This is a genomic window from Microcoleus vaginatus PCC 9802, from assembly GCA_022701275.1.
Classification (GTDB): Bacteria; Cyanobacteriota; Cyanobacteriia; order Cyanobacteriales; family Microcoleaceae; genus Microcoleus; species Microcoleus vaginatus_A.
The window spans coordinates 1660111-1679671 of the sequence record CP031740.1 but is presented as its reverse complement, the minus strand read 5'-3'; the positions used below and the strand labels follow the sequence as shown (position 1 = coordinate 1679671).

8 protein-coding genes and 1 pseudogene are annotated in these 19561 nt (G+C 48.2%); 1 reads left to right on the top strand and 8 read right to left on the bottom strand.

Annotation, left to right across the window (positions count from 1 at the left end; genetic code table 11):
• Positions 1-100: 100 nt before the first annotated feature.
• The gene (locus tag D0A34_06985) at positions 101-5620 is read left to right on the top strand and encodes a DUF4347 domain-containing protein (GenBank protein UNU18652.1); all 5520 of its coding nucleotides are present in this window, start codon (positions 101-103) and stop codon (positions 5618-5620) included.
• 492 nt (positions 5621-6112) lie between these two features.
• On the opposite strand, the gene D0A34_06980 is transcribed toward D0A34_06985, so the two are convergent.
• From D0A34_06980 to D0A34_06945, 8 genes and pseudogenes are all read right to left on the bottom strand, one after another.
• Positions 6113-6658: a hypothetical protein gene (locus D0A34_06980; protein UNU18651.1), complete on the bottom strand. Its 546-nt coding sequence runs from the start codon at positions 6656-6658 to the stop codon at positions 6113-6115.
• 202 nt (positions 6659-6860) lie between these two features.
• The gene (locus D0A34_06975) at positions 6861-8219 is read right to left on the bottom strand and encodes a cytochrome 450 (protein UNU18650.1); all 1359 of its coding nucleotides are present in this window, start codon (positions 8217-8219) and stop codon (positions 6861-6863) included.
• 673 nt (positions 8220-8892) lie between these two features.
• The gene (locus tag D0A34_06970) at positions 8893-9375 is read right to left on the bottom strand and encodes a cytochrome b6-f complex subunit IV (protein ID UNU18649.1); all 483 of its coding nucleotides are present in this window, start codon (positions 9373-9375) and stop codon (positions 8893-8895) included.
• A gap of 183 nt (positions 9376-9558) precedes the next feature.
• The gene (locus D0A34_06965; GenBank protein UNU18648.1) at positions 9559-10227 is read right to left on the bottom strand and encodes a cytochrome b6; all 669 of its coding nucleotides are present in this window, start codon (positions 10225-10227) and stop codon (positions 9559-9561) included.
• A gap of 600 nt (positions 10228-10827) precedes the next feature.
• A complete protein-coding gene (locus tag D0A34_06960) occupies positions 10828-11580 on the bottom strand; it encodes a calcium-binding protein (GenBank protein UNU18647.1) in 753 nt (250 codons plus the stop codon).
• Positions 11581-11703, bottom strand: a pseudogene (locus tag D0A34_06955) (hypothetical protein).
• Positions 11704-11706: 3 nt separating this feature from the next.
• Positions 11707-11889 (bottom strand): hypothetical protein, encoded by a 183-nt coding sequence (locus tag D0A34_06950; GenBank protein UNU18646.1) that lies wholly within the window; start codon positions 11887-11889, stop codon positions 11707-11709.
• A 256-nt stretch (positions 11890-12145) separates the two neighbouring features.
• Positions 12146-19123 (bottom strand): DUF4347 domain-containing protein, encoded by a 6978-nt coding sequence (locus D0A34_06945; GenBank protein ID UNU18645.1) that lies wholly within the window; start codon positions 19121-19123, stop codon positions 12146-12148.
• Positions 19124-19561: the final 438 nt, after the last annotated feature.

Below are 19561 nucleotides of genomic sequence, written 5' to 3'. Positions count from 1 at the left end.
TTTTGTGGTAGCCGTATTTGTGGTGAATTGAAGTGGCGACTATCATCGCACGAAAACAACATTTTGAAAACCTAACTAGGTGCAGGGGGGAACAGTAATTATGAAAAACCAACAAATAGTATTCGTAGATTCAGCAGTTGAAGATTGGCCGAGTCTGGCCGCCGGAGTTAAAACGGGTACAGAAGTAATTTTAGTCGATCGCACGCGGGACGGCATCGAACAAATTGCCGAAGCACTGCAGAGTCGCAAAGGTATAGAAAGCGTTCACATTATTTCTCACGGGGAATCGGGAAGTTTGCAGCTAGGGCCAACTATCCTGAATTCCGAGAATTTAGAAACATATCGCGACTGTTTGAAACGGTGGTTTTCGTCATCTGTCAACTCAATTAAAAATCGATTTGATATTCTGCTGTACGGATGTAACGTAGCAGCAGGTGAAAAAGGAGAGGCTTTTGTACAAAAGCTGAGCAAGTTAACAAAAGCTAATATTGCTGCTTCTTCAGATATTACGGGCAGTGCCGAAAAAGGCGGAAACTGGGTACTTGAATACGCTACGGGAGCGATTAAAACAGGATTGGCGATCGAGCCGGAGGTAATGGCAAGTTACGCGCATACCTTGGCTACTTTTACTGTTACTAATATCAACGATGCTGGGCCGGGTTCGCTGCGACAAGCGATTACGGATGCGAATGCAGCGGCCGCACCGCCGCACAATATTAACTTTGCCATTCCCGCTGCAGGCGTTCAGACGATCGCACCCCTCTCAATCTTGCCACCTATTACCGCTCCCGTAATCATCAACGGTACCTCGCAGACTGGATTTGCAGGCATCCCACTTATCCAGCTATCTGGCAACAATACCGTTGGAAACGGTCTGATCCTTGCTGCTGGTAGCGGTGGCAGCACCGTGCGGGGATTAATAATCAATGGCTTCACCACCGCAGGCATCTCCGTTGAAAGCAATGGGAACAGAGTATCTGGCAATTACATCGGTCTGGATGCCACGGGTACTCTGCCCAGGCCCAACGGCGTATTTGGTCTCGTCATTCAGTCCGGTGCGACCGGTAACATAATTGGCGGGCCTAACCCGGTGGCCGATCGCAATGTCATTTCCGGCAATACTACTTTCGGTGTCATCATTGCTGGCGGGAGCAACTTTGTACTGGGCAACTTCATCGGCACTAATGCAGCGGGCACGGCGGCAGTAGCCAACATCGGTGCCGGAGTAGTTATCCAAGACGCAACTAATAATATAGTTGGGGGCAGCACGGTGGCTGCCCGCAATATTATTTCTGGTAACGGTACTGGGGCAGTCATTGCTGGCACGGCAGCTATCAACAACCAACTCCTAGGCAACTACATCGGTACAGATGTCAGCGGTACCAATGCAGTGGCAAATAGTGTGGGCGTAGCTGTCCAGGGAGGCGCAAACAATAATACGATTGGCGGTAGTGTAACAGGCGCTGGCAACGTCATTTCCGGTAATGCTAACAGCGGCATCAGCATTGTTGACAATAGCAGCAGCAACGCTGTCCAAGCCAATTTCATCGGCCTCAATGCCGCTGGAACAGCCTTGAGCAACGGTGCAGGCGTCATCATAGACAATGCGCTCAACAATACCATCGGTGGCAATACAGCAGCGGTTCGCAACATTATTTCTGGCAATGTTGGCAGTGGCACAAGCATCTCGGGTGTCGGTGCCACAGGGAACACTGTGCGAGGTAATTTCATCGGCACCAATAGCGCAGGTACCGCAGCCATCGCCAACGGCGGTTTTGGCGTTGCCATAACTGCGAATGCCACCAACAATACAATTGGCGGGGACTCGACGGCAGGCGAGCGCAACGTCATTTCTGGCAATAGCAGTAGCGGTGTCATCATTAATGCCGGGGCTACAGGTAACTTTCTACGGGGAAACTTCATCGGCGTCGGAACCGACGGCACTACCGCAGTGGCGAATAACGCTCCTGGGGTATTGGTTGACTCTTCCAATAATGCGATCGGCGGCACAGCACCTGGCCTAGGGAATACTATAGCCAATAACGCTATAGCTGGGGTCACAGTTAATTCCGGTACCGGCAATAGCATCCAAAACAACTCCATCTTCGCCAACCTTGGCTTAGGCATCGACCTCGGCAACAACGGCATCACCGCCAACGATGCAGGCGACGCCGACACAGGAGCTAACAACCTCCAAAACACCCCCGTACTCACTACCGCTACCGCCAGCGCTGGCAGCGTCACTGTAGCGGGTACTTACAACAGCACTCCCAGTACCCCGTTCACCCTCCAATTTTTTGCCAACAATCCCCCCGGAACCCAAGGTCAAACCTTAATTGCTTCTATCCCGGTAACCACTGACGCTGCAGGCAACGTTGCTTTCAATCAAACTTTTCCAGCAGCAGTCACCGCAGGCCAATTAATCACCGCGACAGCAACCGAGGCCGCCGGCAACACTTCGGAATTTTCCGCACAGCCTGTTCCCGTTGTCGTACCGCTGAGTACCATCACCGGCATCAAATTTAACGACATTGACGGCAACGGCACTCAAGCTGCCGGAGAACTTGGCGTTCCCGGAGTTACAGTTTTCCTCGACACCAACGGTGACGGCGTTCTCAGTGCCGGCGAAACTTCCGCAACTACCGCGGCTGACGGCAGTTTCACTTTCGGCAACTTGCCTGCCGGCACTTACAACGTCCGGGAGGTTGTACCGGCGGGAAGCCAAATAACTACGGTTAACCCGGTTGCAGTGACGCTGGCAGCAGCTCAAACTACTCCTGCTACAGTTAATTTCGGCAACCAAGCAATACCAGTACCGCTGAGTACGATCGCCGGCATCAAATTTAACGACATTGACGGCAACGGCACTCAAGCAGCCGGAGAAGTTGGTGTGCCCGGAGTCACTGTTTTCCTCGACACTAACAACGACGGCATTCTCGGTGCCACAGAAACTTCGGCAACCAGCGATGCTAACGGCAGCTTCACTTTCCCCAACTTGGCCTCCGGTACTTACAACGTCCGGGAAGTCGTGCCGCCAAACAGCCAGCCAACTACTCCCAATCCAGTTACAGTCACGCTGGCAGCAGGCCAAACTACTCCTGCTACGGTGAATTTCGGCAACCAAACCATACCCGCTGTACTCAGCAGCATTACTGGTATAAAATTTAACGACCTTGACGGCAACGGCACTCAAGCAGCCGGAGAACTTGGTGTTGCCGGAGTCACTGTTTTCCTCGACACTAACAACGACGGCATTCTCGATGCCACAGAAACTTCGGCAACTACCGATGCTAACGGCGGCTTCAATTTCCCCAACTTGCCTGCAGCCACTTACAACGTTCGGGAAGTTGTACCGTCATTCAGCCAGCCAACTACTCCCAATCCGGTTTCAGTGACGCTGGCAGCAGGTCAAACTACTCCTGCTACAGTTAATTTCGGCAATAGCCTCCAGACGGGTACCATAACTGGCCTTAAATTCAACGACACCAACGGTAACGGCACTCAAGATACCGGAGAAATTGGCATCCCTGGCGTCACGATTTTCCTTGACACTAACAACAACGGCACTTCAGACACTGGAGAAACCCAAGTTACTACCGGTACCGATGGCAGCTACAGCTTCCCCAACCTGCAAACAGGCACTTACAACGTTGGGGAAGTGGTGCCGACAGGTTTTACGGCAACCACCCCTAACCCGCGAACGGTTCCGTTAGATCCAGGTCAAACTTCCACTGCCAATTTCGGCAACCAAGCAGTCCCGCCAACACCAACACCAACACCAACGTCGCCTCTGCCTCCGACTCCCCCTCAGCCTCCGACTCCCGTCCCACAAAGCAGCATCAGCGGTCTTAAATTCAACGACGGCAACGGCAACGGTACTCGGGATGCGGAGGAAACTGGTCTTTCGGGATGGCAAATTTTCCTCGATGCCAACGGAAACAACTCTTTAGATTCGGGCGAAACTACTGTTACCACTAACAATTCGGGTAATTACAGTTTCAACAACCTCAATCCCGGCACCTACAATGTGCGGGAAGTGCAGCAGACTGGCTGGACGCAAACTACTGCTAATCCGGCGGCCGTTAATCTGGGCAGTGGCGAAAGTCGTAGTGGAATTAATTTCGGCAATTTCCAAAATATTAGCATTAGCGGCAGCAAGTTTAATGACCTCAATAACAATGGGGTTTTGGACACTCAAGAACCGCTCTTGCCGAACTGGCAAATCTTCCTTGACGCTAACAGCAATAACTCTTTAGATGCTGGAGAAGTTAACACTTCAACTGATAGTTTGGGCGGCTACAGTTTCCCTAATCTAAGACCGGGAACTTATCGAGTTCGGGAAGTAAATCAACCTGGTTGGACGCAAACTACTGCCAATCCTGCTGATATTATTGCTGTCAGCGGCACTAATGTTAGCAATATTAACTTTGGGAATTCCTTCGCCCAAGTGCAACCAACACCAATACCAACACCAACACCAACGCCACTACCACCGCAAGAAGGACAAGATGCTGACTGCATTTGTGAACAAATTGTTTTACCCAGCATTGGTAGTGTTCGTGCCCCGAGTTCTGTCACTAATACGCGCAACGGTACTAATGGCAACGACACTATTCTCGCCACTAATAACGGTGACGAAATCAACGGCTTTAATGGCGAGGATTTGTTGGCAGGGTTGCGGGGCAATGATAATATTTACGGGGGACTTAACAGTGCTTTCCCGGTTGGCCCAGATATAGACAGCGACTTGCTGTTTGGCAATGAGGGTAATGATTACCTCAACGGGGTTGCTGGAGATGATTTAATCTTTGCGGGCAAGAACGAAGATGTTGTTTACGGCGGCAAAGATGACGACATTATTTTTGGCGACCAGGAGAGCGATACTTTAATTGGCGACCAGGGTAACGATATTATCTACGGGGGAACTATTAACCCCTTCGACCCCGATTTGACGGGCAACGATTTGGTGTTCGGTTTTGCGGGCGATGACTTCCTCAGCGGGGAGAAAAATCAAGATACGATCGCCAGCGGTGACGGTGATGATACAGTGCGTGGCGGCAAGGGCGATGACTTAGTTTTCGGCGAATTGGGCAGCAACCTGCTGTTTGGCGATGAAGGAAGTGATACTATCTGCGGTGGCGAGGGGGAAGATACAGTGTACGGGGATATTGGTAGCCCTCTTCCCATTGGTTCTGCTGGCGGACAAGACCAAATATGCGGCGGTTTGGGCAACGATTTCCTGTTTGGCAATGAAGGTCAGGATACTGTCAATGGGGAGGTCGGGAACGATACTCTTTACGGCGGTAAGGATGAGGATAGTTTGCTTGGCAGTGCTGGGGACGACTTCTTGTTTGGAGATCAAGGTAATGATACTCTGATTGGAGGCACCGGAAACGATCGATTTATGTTGGGTCAAGACCTCGGCAGCGAGACTATTTTAGACTTTCAATACGGTATCGATTCGATCGGCTTAATGGGTGGTCTGGATTTCTCCCAACTAAGCATTGTTGCCGAGAATAGTTCAACTCTCATCCGAGTTACTGGTTCCGGGCAACTTTTGGCAACTCTCAACAATGTGCCTGCAAGCGTGATTACTGCCACAGATTTTGCACTCCTCTAGTGCGATCGAGCTAATTAATTAGGTGAGAATATTGTAGGGACGATGGATTAAGAGACTGTTGGCAAATAAAAAAAGGGTGAAACCAAACATCTTACTGCAGATTCCAGGTTGTTTGTGAAGTAAACCCCTGATCCATGAATCCCCGTAGGGAAAAGGCATTGCCTTTTCCCTACTACTTTATGAACGTGGAATACGCTGTATAATCATGGCAAATAAACTCTGATGAGCCAGAAGTAATATCGTTTTCGGTTGCACGGCGCCCTGTCCAACCGGTGGGTAATATTAATTCCGATGCTACCGCAGTTGATATGACTCGGGGTCGAAAAACTGAATGGTTGAGTGTTAACTGTTGACTCGATTTTATTATGCCGATGCAACCGGAAACGATATCACATCAAACTTGGCATGGTATAGGTCGTCGGTTCAAACGCCCCCACTTTGAGCGACAAAACCCGCCTAATTAAGCGGGTTTTGTAGTTTTCCTAAATATTTTCACTCTTTGGCAATAATTAAACAATCACTCTCAACCTTAGACAGCATATCTGGAAAAGCTGATGTGTAGTTCCCATCTTTGTCTACAATCCTGCGGAGTGTATATCCGCTGTCAGCAGGTCTGCCGAAAAACGAGTTTGTGCGATGCCAGATATCTCCATTCGGAGTATTCGGATCTCGATCGATCAAAAAATCTACAAGCCACTGCGGCACAGAGAATCCAAACACTATCGGCGTAATGTGCCCGTGCTGCAAAGTTGCATCCGAGAATCGGAACAAGTAAGTGATCCGAGAAAATTTGACTAAATAAAGTAACATCCGTCCTGCCATTGATGAATGAAATGTCCAGATTACAGGGTCAAAAACGCGCAGCAATAACGTCCGTTCGCCAGCATTCCAGTCTGAACTGTACATAGTCAGACAATCGTCTGGTAAAACATTCCCGTCCATAAAAAAGATACCTTGCAGGACTTCGGGTAACTCGGCTGGATGTTCCACTTTCATCCAATTCGCGATGTCTTTTAGTTGCTTTTGTTCGATTAACATGGTATTATTTATCCTCACAATAGTTGAGTTTTGGTTTCTATTAGATACCCCCTTGATTTCTTAGTCGATCAATCGGTAGTTTGGATAGGATCGGTTTCAACCGCCCAGTCTTATAGCTGTTTTCAATCGGATGAAATACAGCTTTAGACACCGCGAGTGCCTAAGTCCCTACCCGATATCTGCGATCGAGCTTTTGGATTAATTACCGCCGCAAGTTAGGCTCAGAGGCTTGTCGCACTTTGCCTACCGTACTCACGACATCCACGAGCATCTTGAGTGCGATGTCTTTACCCGGGCAAATCCGTCCTGCGCTACGATCGCCCACCGAATGAAATCCCATATGAAAAGGGCACAGATTCTCCCGCTTAGGGTTGAATTCGTATACCGTAGATCCCCAGAAACTGCCGTCTAGCAGCCCCAGGCTGAGCGGTATCAGTACCTTGGTTCCGGCAGGGAAAGTGCGCTCTTTGCCCGCTACCGTTGCGGTGAATGGCTCTGTGGCGACTCGGTGCGTGGCGCTGACCGGGGCCCAGAGGCGGGCGCATTCCAGGAGGAACAGCTCGATCGACTGGCGATCGTCCAAATCGAGCTGATCCCAAAAATCAGTCGGGTTAATTTCGGCCGTCTGCTGTCCTTTATAGGCGGGGAGACGGCGGTATCCCATTGCCGTGTTGCCTAGGTGCAGGGGGCCTTGCAGTCCCGCTATCCCCATAATCGATGTCATCAGCTTCCCCAATTCCCGCTTAGTCATGCCGTTGTTTTCCGAGCTCTCCTGGAAGTCGGCTAAAGCGGGGGAATTTTCATAGATAGTCGCTGCACGCTCGATTAGAGTGGACAAATCCCCGTGTCCAAACAGGTTCAGGCTTTGCAGCAGGTTGCCGATGACGGCGAAGTAGTGCAGCGGGCTTTGGCGAGTGTAATGCAATTCGGTGAGAAGTTCGATCGACTCTAAATCGTCTGGATTAATCCCAAAGATGACGTAGTGCAGATATCGGACTAAAAATCCCATCCAACCCCGCTTGACATCGCTAAAAAACGCTCCCCCCGCACCGTGCGACATCTCGGCATAATCTGCGGCTAGCCGATCGAGCAACCGTCTGCTGATTTCGTCTCCCTGGCGATCCGTTGTGGCACTGTTGAAGAGATATTTCTGCATACAGCTTCGGAATGCTGCGTGGTTGCTGCTACCGTCAGTTTCGCGATCGGACAAAGACAGTAGAAAAAGGTTTCTGCCGCCGACATCTTGGTTTGGCGCGCCATCGGGATCGAGTACAGAAGTACCAAGCCGCCATCCGCGCGCCTGGGGCGATGTGAGTGCTTTTTCCAGGGTGTCAAACTCTCCCATCACGACTTGGCCGGCGCAGCAAAAATTGGCTCCGAAAGCCAGCCGTTTTAGTGGCAAATATGTGGGTTCGTTGGCAATCAAACCCTCAATCAGGGCGATCGGCGGTAGCATCGTTTTGCTGAGACTTTCTTCCGGGTTTTGCAAAGCCCAAGCCTGAAACTCATTCAGTGCCGGGTTCATCAGCGATGAGAAAATAGTATCTAAATTTAGGTTCATCATAATTCCTCCGAGAATCCCTCGCCATAACCCGCTTTGCAGTTAGCAGTAAGAGGGTATTGAGCGGCAATTGAGCGGGTATTGAATCCCACTTAAATGCCAAAATCAGTAAGTATAACTATAGCCATCTTTATTTGTAAACGCAGTGGCAATATAGATATAGTTTTACTGAATATGTCTGCGCCCAAGTCTAGCCTTTTCCCGGAGATTGAGTGGAATTTTTAACGATTGCTGGTAAGTAGATCTACTTTCTGCATGTAAAGTATTGGCCCCCATCTCTGAGACCCGCACCTAACCGTAGATATTTACAGGAACTCGCCCCGACCAAATACTATGGTTTTGTTTGGGTTTATATATTTAGATATAATATTTTAGGCTTCTGTCTCCTTCTGAATTTAATTGAATAAAATCAGAGAATTAATTACTGAGTAATATTAAATAATAGAGCTAAAAATCCCAAATCCCAAATCCCAAATCCCCAATTCTTCACTTCTTCAATTCTTCAACCAATTGAAATTCCCAATCCTTAATTCTTCAATCTAAAATCTAAAATCTAAAATCTAAAACCTAAAATCTAAAACCTAAAATCAGATGACGCCCGCTAAAGTTTCCCACCAGTACAAAAGCACTTTACAGGAAACCCGCAGGCGTCAAAATCCAGCAAACTTAAATCTTAGAAAAGACCCAGTGTGAAAGATTTGTCGATCGGGAAAATAGCACCAATACCCAACCACAGAGTTACCGCAGTTCCCAAGAGGAAAACAGTAGTAGCAACAGGGCGGCGGAACGGATTTTGGAACTTGTTAACGCTCTCAATGAACGGAATCAAAATCAAGCCAACGGGAACGCCAGCCATGCAAGCAATACCCAACAATTTGTTAGGCAAAACGCGCAGGAGTTGGAACACAGGCCACAAATACCATTCCGGCAGAATTTCCAGCGGAGTAGCAAAAGGATTAGCCGGTTCCCCAACCAAAGCCGGGTCTAGTACGGCCAAACCGACGCACAGAGCAAACGTTCCCATGATGACTATAGGGAAAACGTAGAGCAAGTCATTAGGCCAAGCTGGTTCGCCATAATAGTTATGACCCATGCCCTTAGCGAGCTTAGCGCGGAGCGCGGGATCGCTCAAATCAGGTTTTTTGAGAATAGACATAGTAACAGTGTTCTCCTTTTAGTTTTACCCGGGGCTGCCATTCCGCTGTATTCGTTAGTTTGAATCAGCGGCGCGATCGCAGGAAGTGTTAGCCGTAAATAAATATCATGAGTGATGAATTATGAATTTTCAACTCAAAATTCAGCGGGGGGCAAAAAAAATACCGCCCCCACAACTCAAAACTTACAACGGGCCAGAGATACCTTGCTTGCGAATCATCAAGAAGTGAGCCAGCATGAAGACTACAATCAGCCAAGGCAACACAAATGTGTGCAAGCTGTAGTAACGAGTCAAAGTGCCTTGACCGACGCTGACACCGCCGCGCAGCAGTTCAACCATCAAAGAACCGACAAACGGGATAGCTTCGGGGACGCCGGAAACGATTTTAACCGCCCAGTAACCAATTTGATCCCAAGGCAGCGAATAGCCGGTCACGCCGAAAGAAACAGTGATGACTGCCAAGATTACTCCTGTCACCCATGTTAATTCACGGGGCTTTTTGAAGCCGCCGGTCAGGTAAACCCGGAAGGTGTGCAAAATCATCATCAGTACCATCATGCTGGCAGACCAGCGGTGGATGGAGCGGATCAGCCAGCCGAAGTTGACTTCAGTCATCAGGTATTGCACTGAAGAAAAAGCTTCTGCTACCGTGGGACGGTAATAGAAAGTCATGGCGAAGCCGGTGGCAAACTGGATCAGAAAGCAAACTAAAGTAATTCCGCCCAAGCAGTAAAAAATATTGACGTGCGGGGGTACATACTTTGTAGTGATGTCATCGGCGAGCGCCTGAATTTCCAGGCGTTCCTCAAACCACTGGTAGGTTTTTGAGTCGGTGATTTGTTTAGAAAACATGGAGCCAGAATTCCTAAAAGAATATTGCTGTGGTTGAGGTTCAGGGCAGCAGCCACAAGGTTTTTTGTCGCCCCGCGCCGAGCAGCTTGCTTTTACTAGCAAATGCCTGAGGCTATTTTTTAAATTTGGAGCTGACGAAAGGAACTCTATTGTGCGATCGCCTGCAAGCCCTGGGAAACTAAGCGGTGGCTTGTCCCTACTCGCTGGCGTTGCCCGATCGAATTCCAGACTGTGATAAAAAATGTAACATAATTGCCGTGCAATTTTCACGCACGCGATCGCTTTTTGGACACTTAAAAGGCTTTTTTAGGAATCTCAACATCCGCCCAAGCTCGTATGCGGGGAGGGCTGAGCTACAGGAAGCAGTCCGAGCCGGAAACAGGTTTGCCGGGAGAGGCCAAATTTCATCTCGATCATAAAACTTCACTTTCTGCCCCAAACGCCCTCAATGTCAGTCGAGTAACCCGAACCGGTTGGATCGTACAACCGAATCTTGTTTTGTAGTAAGGACTTCAGTCCTTTCTAACAGCATCTGCTGGCTGCAACCTGCGTATTTCCGTAAAAAAAGTCGGTGATTGCCCCCATCCGTAAAAACTCCTATCACAATTGAAAAGAAGGCAAACTTTCCACAAAAAGTGGCAGCATTGGCGAGAAAGGAGAGGGCAGCGGCGGTATCGGAAAGGGAATTTCAGGAAGAGACGGGAAGGGTGGAAAGTCTCGCGATGGCGGTGTAAACCCAGTCGAAACGATCGCGCAATCTGATAGATTCACATCAGTAATATTTTCAACATCGGCGATTAAATCCGATCCGGCCAATATCCGAGTTCCCTGTCTCATACCGTCTTCATAAGATTCAAATCGGTAAGAGAAAAAACGAGAACCGTTACGATCTTGTACGAAACCAACGACTTGGATTTTGTCGCCTTCGCCTCGGTTAAAATCCTGAATAATGACATGGCGACCTTCACCGCTATAGAAGAGGTAAGGACTGGCATTTAATGAACCGAGAACAAATATGTCAGCTTCACTTGGCCCAATTAAATGATCGATTTGTTCTCCAGTTGATGAAAAGCTGTAACCCGATATGATGTCATTACCTGGCCCGCCAATCAGGGTGTCGCTGCCTTGATTTCCCTCCAGCAAATCGTCTCCTGCATTGGCGTTGATGTAGCCATTATCTAAGTCACCTGTTAGAGTGTCATTGCCACCTTCTCCAAACAGGCGATCGTTACCTTTGCCGCCCATTAAAAAGTCGTTGTTGCTGCCACCAAACAAGCGATCGTCTCCATCTCCTCCGAGCGCCGTATCATTGCCTTTGCCGCCGTTAAGACAGTCATTACCAGACCCTCCCAAGATACTATCATTATTGTCTTCTCCTCTGATTAAATCCGCGCCTTCGCCACCCTCAATAAAATCATTGCCGGCACCTCCTTCAAGTTTGTCATTGCCTTCGTCACCGCTGAGACTGTCGTTACCAGACTAGCCCAAAAGGCGATCGCTACCGACTCCACCTGCAAGACTATCATTTCCTTCTCCGCCATCTAAAGTGTCATTACCACCCAAACCAGATAGAGTATCATTCCCTCCCAGCCCGCACAGGGAATCATCGCCAATTTCATCGGTTAGCAAATTATCGAGATTGTCACCGCATATAACTACCATAAATTTGTCCTCCTGAAAACTATTTCACAAGTACAGTCGCTCAATTTTAGATTTTGGATTTTAGATTTTGGATTGTTCCCGTCCACTCTATTTTGAATTTTGGGTTTGAGATTTTGTAAAGACTTTAGTCCTGAGTGACCTTTTGTAATAAGGGATGCAAGTATTGATTCACCTAAATCTGTAACAAAAAACTGAAGTCTTTACTAGAAAATGAATTTCCTGTAGGGACACAAGCAAATCCTGTGTCCCTACAGTTTTAACTGAAATAGGCGAGGCTAATTTGGTTAGCTGTCACGCCATTGATAGCAGCTAAAATTTCGCCATTTGCTGTCAAACTGATTAAAGTTGCACTGTTGCTAGGGATAATAGAAAGTTGCGAAAAGGTCAAATTGTCTGCAAGTGCGAGGAAGTCGATGCCGGCTTCAAAATCGAAAATTATATCGCTGCCAGAATTTGCTGAAATTAAGAAGTGATCGCTCCCATTTCCTCCTATCAAACTGTCATCGCCGTTTTCACCGGTGAGAAAATCCTCGCCGTTACCGCCCAGCAGAATATCGCTAGCTTGACCGCCGTAAAGACTGTCATTGCCTTCACCTCCACTCAAGCTATCTTGACCGCGATTTCCAAATAGGATATCTTCCCCATTATTGCCGAACAAGTTATCGATTTCTTTGCCGCCGTAAACAGTGTCATCGCCGTCGCCACCGTCGAGGGAATCATTGGCTTGATTGCCGTGTATCCAGTCAATGCCACCCAAACCGCTGAGAGTATCATTGCCGCGTTTGCCGGCCATTGTATCGCTGGCACTGTCGCCGGAGAGGCTGTCGTCGCCGTCAGTGCCGATTAGATTGGAGTTAGCTGCGATCGCATCTATTTCTCCTTCAATCACCGCAACAGCAGGTGTATCGGGCAATGTCGTTTGTTGAATTTGGGTATCTAAGGCAGTACCCGTATTTTCGGCAATAACTTGGGCGATCGATTTCGTACCTGTACCGACTGCTTTTAAGTCTTCAGAGGTTGCGCCTAGGGCTACTTTTTGCACGCGGGCAACTTCTCGGTTAATTGAAGCTGTTGCAGTGTTCGATACAACTTGGTCAATGCGCTGATTTGCTTCGGCCATTACCTTAGCTGCATCCGGGGCAATTTGCAACAATTGCTGAGTGTTTAAATCCGAGTCAAATTGTTGCGCTGCTGTGGCGGCGCGATCGACAATGGTTGCTAACTGGTTTGCATCGCTGAGATTGAGAGTTGTCCCCGATTGAATTTGTTGAACGATCGCACTTATAACTGCTTTTACGGTGTCGGTATTGTCCAGAATCGACGCACCGTCTATTAAAGCAGCAGTTTGGGTAATGACGTTTTGTACCTTGACCATTGCAGTCAAAGTTTCTATTCCACCCGCGATCGCGTTTTCCGTAGCTGCGATCGGATCTAAGCTAGTTATATCAACATTAGCGGGAATGGAAAGTGAAGATTTGACGAGAGATTCGGCGCGATCGCTGTCAATTCCTTTGTCAATTAAATCCGCTACTAAAGTGGTTAACAGGGTGACAACAGTAGCGTAAGGCGGGGCAGTGACAGGCGTTTCCAAAGGCAAACCAGTTGCTGTATCAATGCCGTCGAAAGCAACAATATTGCCTTCTTCTGGATCGAGTTCGCCATTTTGATTTTTGTCAAAAATGTTGGAGTCGAGATCGAGCTCGAATTCGCCGCTATCTGCTGTAGTGGCAGAAGGTTCGCCAGCATCTAATACACCGTTCTTGTTAGCATCGAAAAAGACAGTACCACCAGCGATATAACCGTCAATCACAAAACCGCCCAGGGCATTACTCTTGAACCGAATTACCTCGCTAACACTCGCCCCAGATTCATCAGTTCCCGTTACTTTCAGCCAATAATCGAACGATGCTGGACGAGTTGGACCTAAATTAATCGTGCGAGTTGCGGAATTAAAAGTTAGCCAGGAAGGCAAAGGATTTTCCGGGAAAGTTGAACCTGCAATTGGTTGGCGATACAAACCGCCAGTGAGATCGGTTTCCCAGGTAAATGCAGATGAACTTAAATCGCTAAAATTTGCCAGGGCGATCGAATAATTAATGCTGTCGCCCGGATCGGTGTCTGTATAGGTATTTGCTGCTAAATTAAAAGCATTACCAGTTTGAGAAAAACCCAGCGCTGCACTTTGAGAAAACACAGAACGATTTACAACTGGCGGGTTGTTGACTATAGGACTTTGCCACCAGTTAAGAAACTCATCCCATTGAGTGTCGGCAGCAAAATCTATAATCGTGCTGTTGTAATCGGGGTTTAAAGCTTCACCGCGAGATTGCAAATAAATTGACAACCCAGTCCCACCCTCCGACGGACTGGAATGATTTTGGATAATTGCCCCAGAATAAGCATCAAGAGCTGTTTGAGCTTTTGTGCGAATGCTACCGGATATTGTAGAGTCGCCAGCAACATTGGCAAGAAACTTTCCTAAGTCGCGGTAATTCGAGTAATGAAAGTATGGGGAATTGTTGCGGTGTACCTGCAATTTACCAATATCTCCTGCTGTGGCACTACTCACGATCGCGCTTGCGAATTCACTCATGGCTGCTGACAAATCGTTGATCTTGGATAAGTCGGTAGCTGATTGCGTCTGGGAACCGCCATAAGACGCACCGTAGGTAGTGGCGATCGCGCTGCCGAATTGAGCAGGTGTCCAAGTAGGATTGGCTTTGAGCTGAGATAAAATCGGGTCGTAAGGCCAGCCATCTCCCGGTTCTAGCTGCTCCGAACCAACAAAAACTGAGCCCTCATCTTTAACTTGGTGGGCAACTTCTAGCATCGCCATCAGACAGGCATCGTAGCCGATCAGATCCATGTTTTCGGGTACCCCAGCTAAAGCAGCCTCCACCTCGCGGTTTTCCAGGTAGTCGCCTGTCTGATAATCGTGAGCAACTCCCCTGCTTGCTGTCGCACTGCGCCAACCGTCGCCGTGATCCCAAACCACGATCGCGTACTTGTCTGCAGGATAGTTAGCTACACCCCAATTCACGAAGTTTTTAAGGTTATTGGGGTCTCCCATATTCGCTTCGCCGATGCTAGTTCCCCACCCCGAATTTGGCAGGTCTCCCGCCTGGATTAACCCCTGGCGAGTGTCTGTCCAGTTGTCGTAAGTAGAATCAAATCCCGGAGTGCGATCGAATTGCACGACAATATTGACATCGCTGTTAGAGCCAACGGATGACATTTCCAAGAAGTCTTCAATGCCGAATGGTTCCAAGTCGTTATCAGCGGCCATGTAAACCATAAAAGTCCACTTGGCGGGGGCGCGCGTTGCTGTCGGTGTAATTGACGGTGTTGGTGTTGGTGTCGGCGGAAAAACTGTAGGCGTTGGTGTTGGTGTAATTGGTGTTATTGGCGGTGTTGGTGTTGGTGTAATTGGTGGTGTTGGTGTCGGCGTTGGTGTTGGTGTCGGCGTTGGCGTCGGTGTAATTGGTGGTGTTATTGGCGATGTTGGTGTTGGGGTCGGTGTTATTGGCGATGTTGGTGTTGGGGTCGGTGTTATTGGCGATGTTGGTGTTGGGGTCGGTGTTATTGGCGATGTTGGTGTTGGGGTCGGTGTTATTGGCGGTGTTGGTGTTGGGGTCGGTGTTATTGGCGATGTTGGTGTTGGTGTTGGTGTCGGTGTTATTGGCGATGTTGGTGTTGGTGTTGGCGTTGGTGTTGGGGTCGGTGTAATTGGGGGTGTTGGCGTTGGTGTTGGGGTCGGTGTAATTGGGGGTGTTGGCGTTGGTGTTGGGGTCGGTGTAATTGGGGGTGTTGGTGTCGGTGTAATTGAAGGTGTTGGTGTTGGTGTCGGTGTAATTGAAGGTGTTGGTGTTGGTGTGGGCGTGTCATTGTCGGTAATGGCGACAGTGACAGGCCCGATCGCAATTCCGCTATATTTCGCGTCGGTACTTGTTACGGCGTGATTGATTGTGCCTGTGTGAGTACCTTCTACAACTGTGTCATCCGTCGCAGTCACAGTTACAGTTTGGGCAATATTCCAATTAGTGGTGTCGAAGGTGATGGGGGCGATCGCACTTATTTGATTTCCCCCGTCCAAGCTGACTGTTACGGGCGCGGTTGGCTGCGAATTTAGCTGAAGTGTATAACTTCCCGTTGCACCGCCTTCTGCTGCTGTGGTACTGGCGGGATTAACGGTAACGCCGACTGTATCGCTGTCACTGTTAGTAACGCTGACATCGGAGAGATTGAAATTGTTGTAATTGCTGTCTGTACTAACAGCAGCCTCAGTGACAATAGTGTAAGCAATATCGCCGTCAGCGATATTGTCGCTAACACCTGTCACCGTTACTGTCTGCGCCTGATTCCAGTTATTCGGAGTGAAACTTAAGGTATTAGTAGAAACTGTTCCTTCTGCCGGATTAGCACTGCTTAAAGCGACAGTAACAGGTGCCGTAGGTTGAGTGTTGAGGACAACACTGAAATTAGCCGTACCTCCCGCTTCTGTTGTAGTTAATCCTGCTGTGGGATTAACCGTAATGCCGGGAGTTTCGTTGTCGCTATTCGTAACGCTGACATCGGCAGGATTGAAATTGCTATAATTGCTGTCTGTACTAACAGCCGCAGCGGTGACAATATTGTAAATTTGATTGCCGTCGGCAATATTGTCATCAACACCAGTAATAGTTACAGTTTGCGGCGCACTCCAATTGGCGGGAGTGAATGTCAGCGAGGGTGTAGAAGCTGTTCCCTCGGCAACATTGGAACTGCTTAAGTCAACACTCACGTTAGCACTTGGTTCAGAGTTGAGTTGGACAGTAAATGTTGCTGTTCCTCCTGCTTCTGTTGTAATTAATCCGCTATCGGGATTGACTGCAATTCCAGCAGTGTCGTCATTAGTAATAGTAGTTGTCGCACTAGCCGAACCAATTGTTGAGCTGCCGCTGGGAAAACCACCATTAGGCAATGTCACGGGATTTGAGAGAATGACAGTAATAGTTTCGTCTGGTTCAACGCTACCATCACCTAATACATCAAGGGTGACAGTTTTTGATGTTTCTCCCGATGCAAAATTAATAGTACCATTTGTACTTGTTGCGCCCGAAGTACCGCCGAGATTATTGTAATCGCTGCCGTTGGTTGCAGATCCGCCAATTCCATAATCGACAGTCCCCGCTGAATCAGTACCGCCACTGCGACTAACAGTAAATATCAGCGGATTTGTGCCGGAGTTGCCTTCAGGAACAGTACCAGCACTAGCACCAACTGTGTAAATAATCGGATCGTTCGCAGGAATTGTTAGGGTAGTTTCAGAGATTGTACCTATGGCTACCGGCATTGAATTTGCCGGTTTTGTACCAAAACTCAAGACAACTGCTTCATCTATTTCTGCAAGGTTGTCTGGTTTGATAGTGACAGCTATATTTTGAGTCGAACTGCCACTACCTGCGGGAAAAGTGAGAGTATTAGTGGAAAGAGTATAGTCAGAATCTTGAGTAGCTCGTGAGGTGCCAGCAGGAACCGGCAAGACAGTTGCGATCGGTACAATCAAGTCAGTAAAGCGTAAACCGTCTTCGAGTGTCACAGGAATATTAACAGTCGCATCTGCGTCTCCTTCAAGGCTGCTGTACGCAGAATTAGCAAAACTTGCTGTCAATAGCAAATTCAACAGAATTGAAACTCTGTTACTGTTGGTATTGGCGACAGCAATATCTGGTCTGGTATCAGAGTTAAAATCTCCAACCGCGATCGCGCTCGGAGTGGTTCCCCCAGTATTATAATTAAACGGCCCGTTAAACGTTCCTTGACCGGTTCCAGTTAAAATTGAAACATCATTAGAACTAACGTTCGCTACAGCTAAATCGGGTTGACCGTCAGCGTTGAAATCACCAACGGCAATATCCTCAGGACTTAACCCAACATTAAAGTTAGCAGGATTGCTAAAAGTGCCTTGACCTGTCCCTGATAAAATTGATACGTTCTGATTGCCTGCATTGGTTACAGCCAGATCGGATCTGCCGTCAGCGTTAAAATCTCCAACTGCGATCGCGCTGGGACTTGTGCCGACATTCAAGTTGGTTGGATTGCCAAAAGTGCCTTGACCCGTACCGAAAAAAATAGAAACGCTGTTAGCCGGATTCCTGTTAGTGGCAACAACATCGAGATTGTTGTCGGCGTTAAAATCTCCGATCGCGATCGCTAAGGGGTTGGTTGCAGTCCCCACAGTGTTAAAATTACCAAAAGTTCCTTGACCATTGCCTAAAGCAATAGAAACTTGGTTGTCTTCTGCCACAACTAAGTCAGCGAAGCCGTCTTGATTAAAATCTCCCGCAGCGATCGCCTCTTTAGTGATCCCAGGGCCAAAGTTGTTAGGATTGCTAAAGTTGCCTTGCCCTGTTCCTAAAAAGACATAAACCCCTCCTCCTATATCGCCGCCAATTGCTACCGATACAGCTAAATCGGGAAGCGTATCCCCATTAAAATTGCCGGCAACAATACCGCTGGGAGATCCTCCACTCCCCAAGGTTAAGTTAGTAGCAGTTCCAAAATTACCTTGACCTGTTCCCAACAAGATCGAAACACTGTCAGAACTTCTGTTAGCTACGGCTAAATCGAGAAGGCCATCTCCGTTTAAGTCCTGGCTAACAATAGCTGTAGGGAGATTTCCTGTTGTCAAGCCAGTAGGTGTTTGTTTCAACGTATTGAGAACGTGGCCGTAAGCTGCGATCGCTTCTGGCCCAAATGCAATGCCAGCTTTGATTGTCCCCGCTGTCACTGCCAATTCCCAGTCGCCGCCGCCTTCTGCACAACCTGTCAGATTCTCCGAAGCAGCAACACTTGCCCCTGTTAGTTGACTCAGGCTGTTTACAAATGCTTTGCCTATATTTCCTTGGCCAACATTACAGCCGTAGAGGAGAATTTCGGCATTTGGTGTCAGCGATCGCGCCCATGCTTGGACTGCTGCTACGCAATTACCCGCGCGGTTTCTCAAATTTTCCCAACTCAATTCAACGTTCCCCAGTTGCACGCAACCGGGTTGCCCGTGGGCAATGATGTGAATTATTGAAAATTTCTCTCCCTCCAAAGCTTCGGCAATTTGTTCCAGGCCGTTGCGGTTTGACTCTAATTGAATTACCTCCGTTTCAGGGATAACACCGTTGATTAAGATTTGAGGGTCGGGGACGGCAGCATCGATAAATGCGATTGCTTTTGTGGAAAGTGGAGTTACTGAGTTTAACATGACACACCTGCTAAAATTAAAATAGGATATTAGGATATCCTATGACTGATGTTTTTGTTTAGCAGCTATCCAAAAAATATTTTTTTTCCCCACTTTCGTTATCAAAAATTCATATAACTTTTGAGAACTTAACCAATTATATAATCATTAATTGTTAACGTATCGATGATGTACGGATGCCAGTAAATCTTGTTGCATCCAGACAGATAGTCCTAGACTCACTCCGAGACTCACAAACCGGGTTTTTTACTGAATCTGCGCGTGATAACGAAGTAATTTCATACATCAAACCCGGTTTCTCAACTCCGATGCGTCCACGACTAATGAAAATTGTCAGGCGGTCTTTAGTATCTCTGTGGAGAATCGAACAAGGTTTTCAAGCAATCCCTCGCTGGTCGCGCCAGCCCACGGCGCAAGCGAATCGCGCCCTCTTCCTGA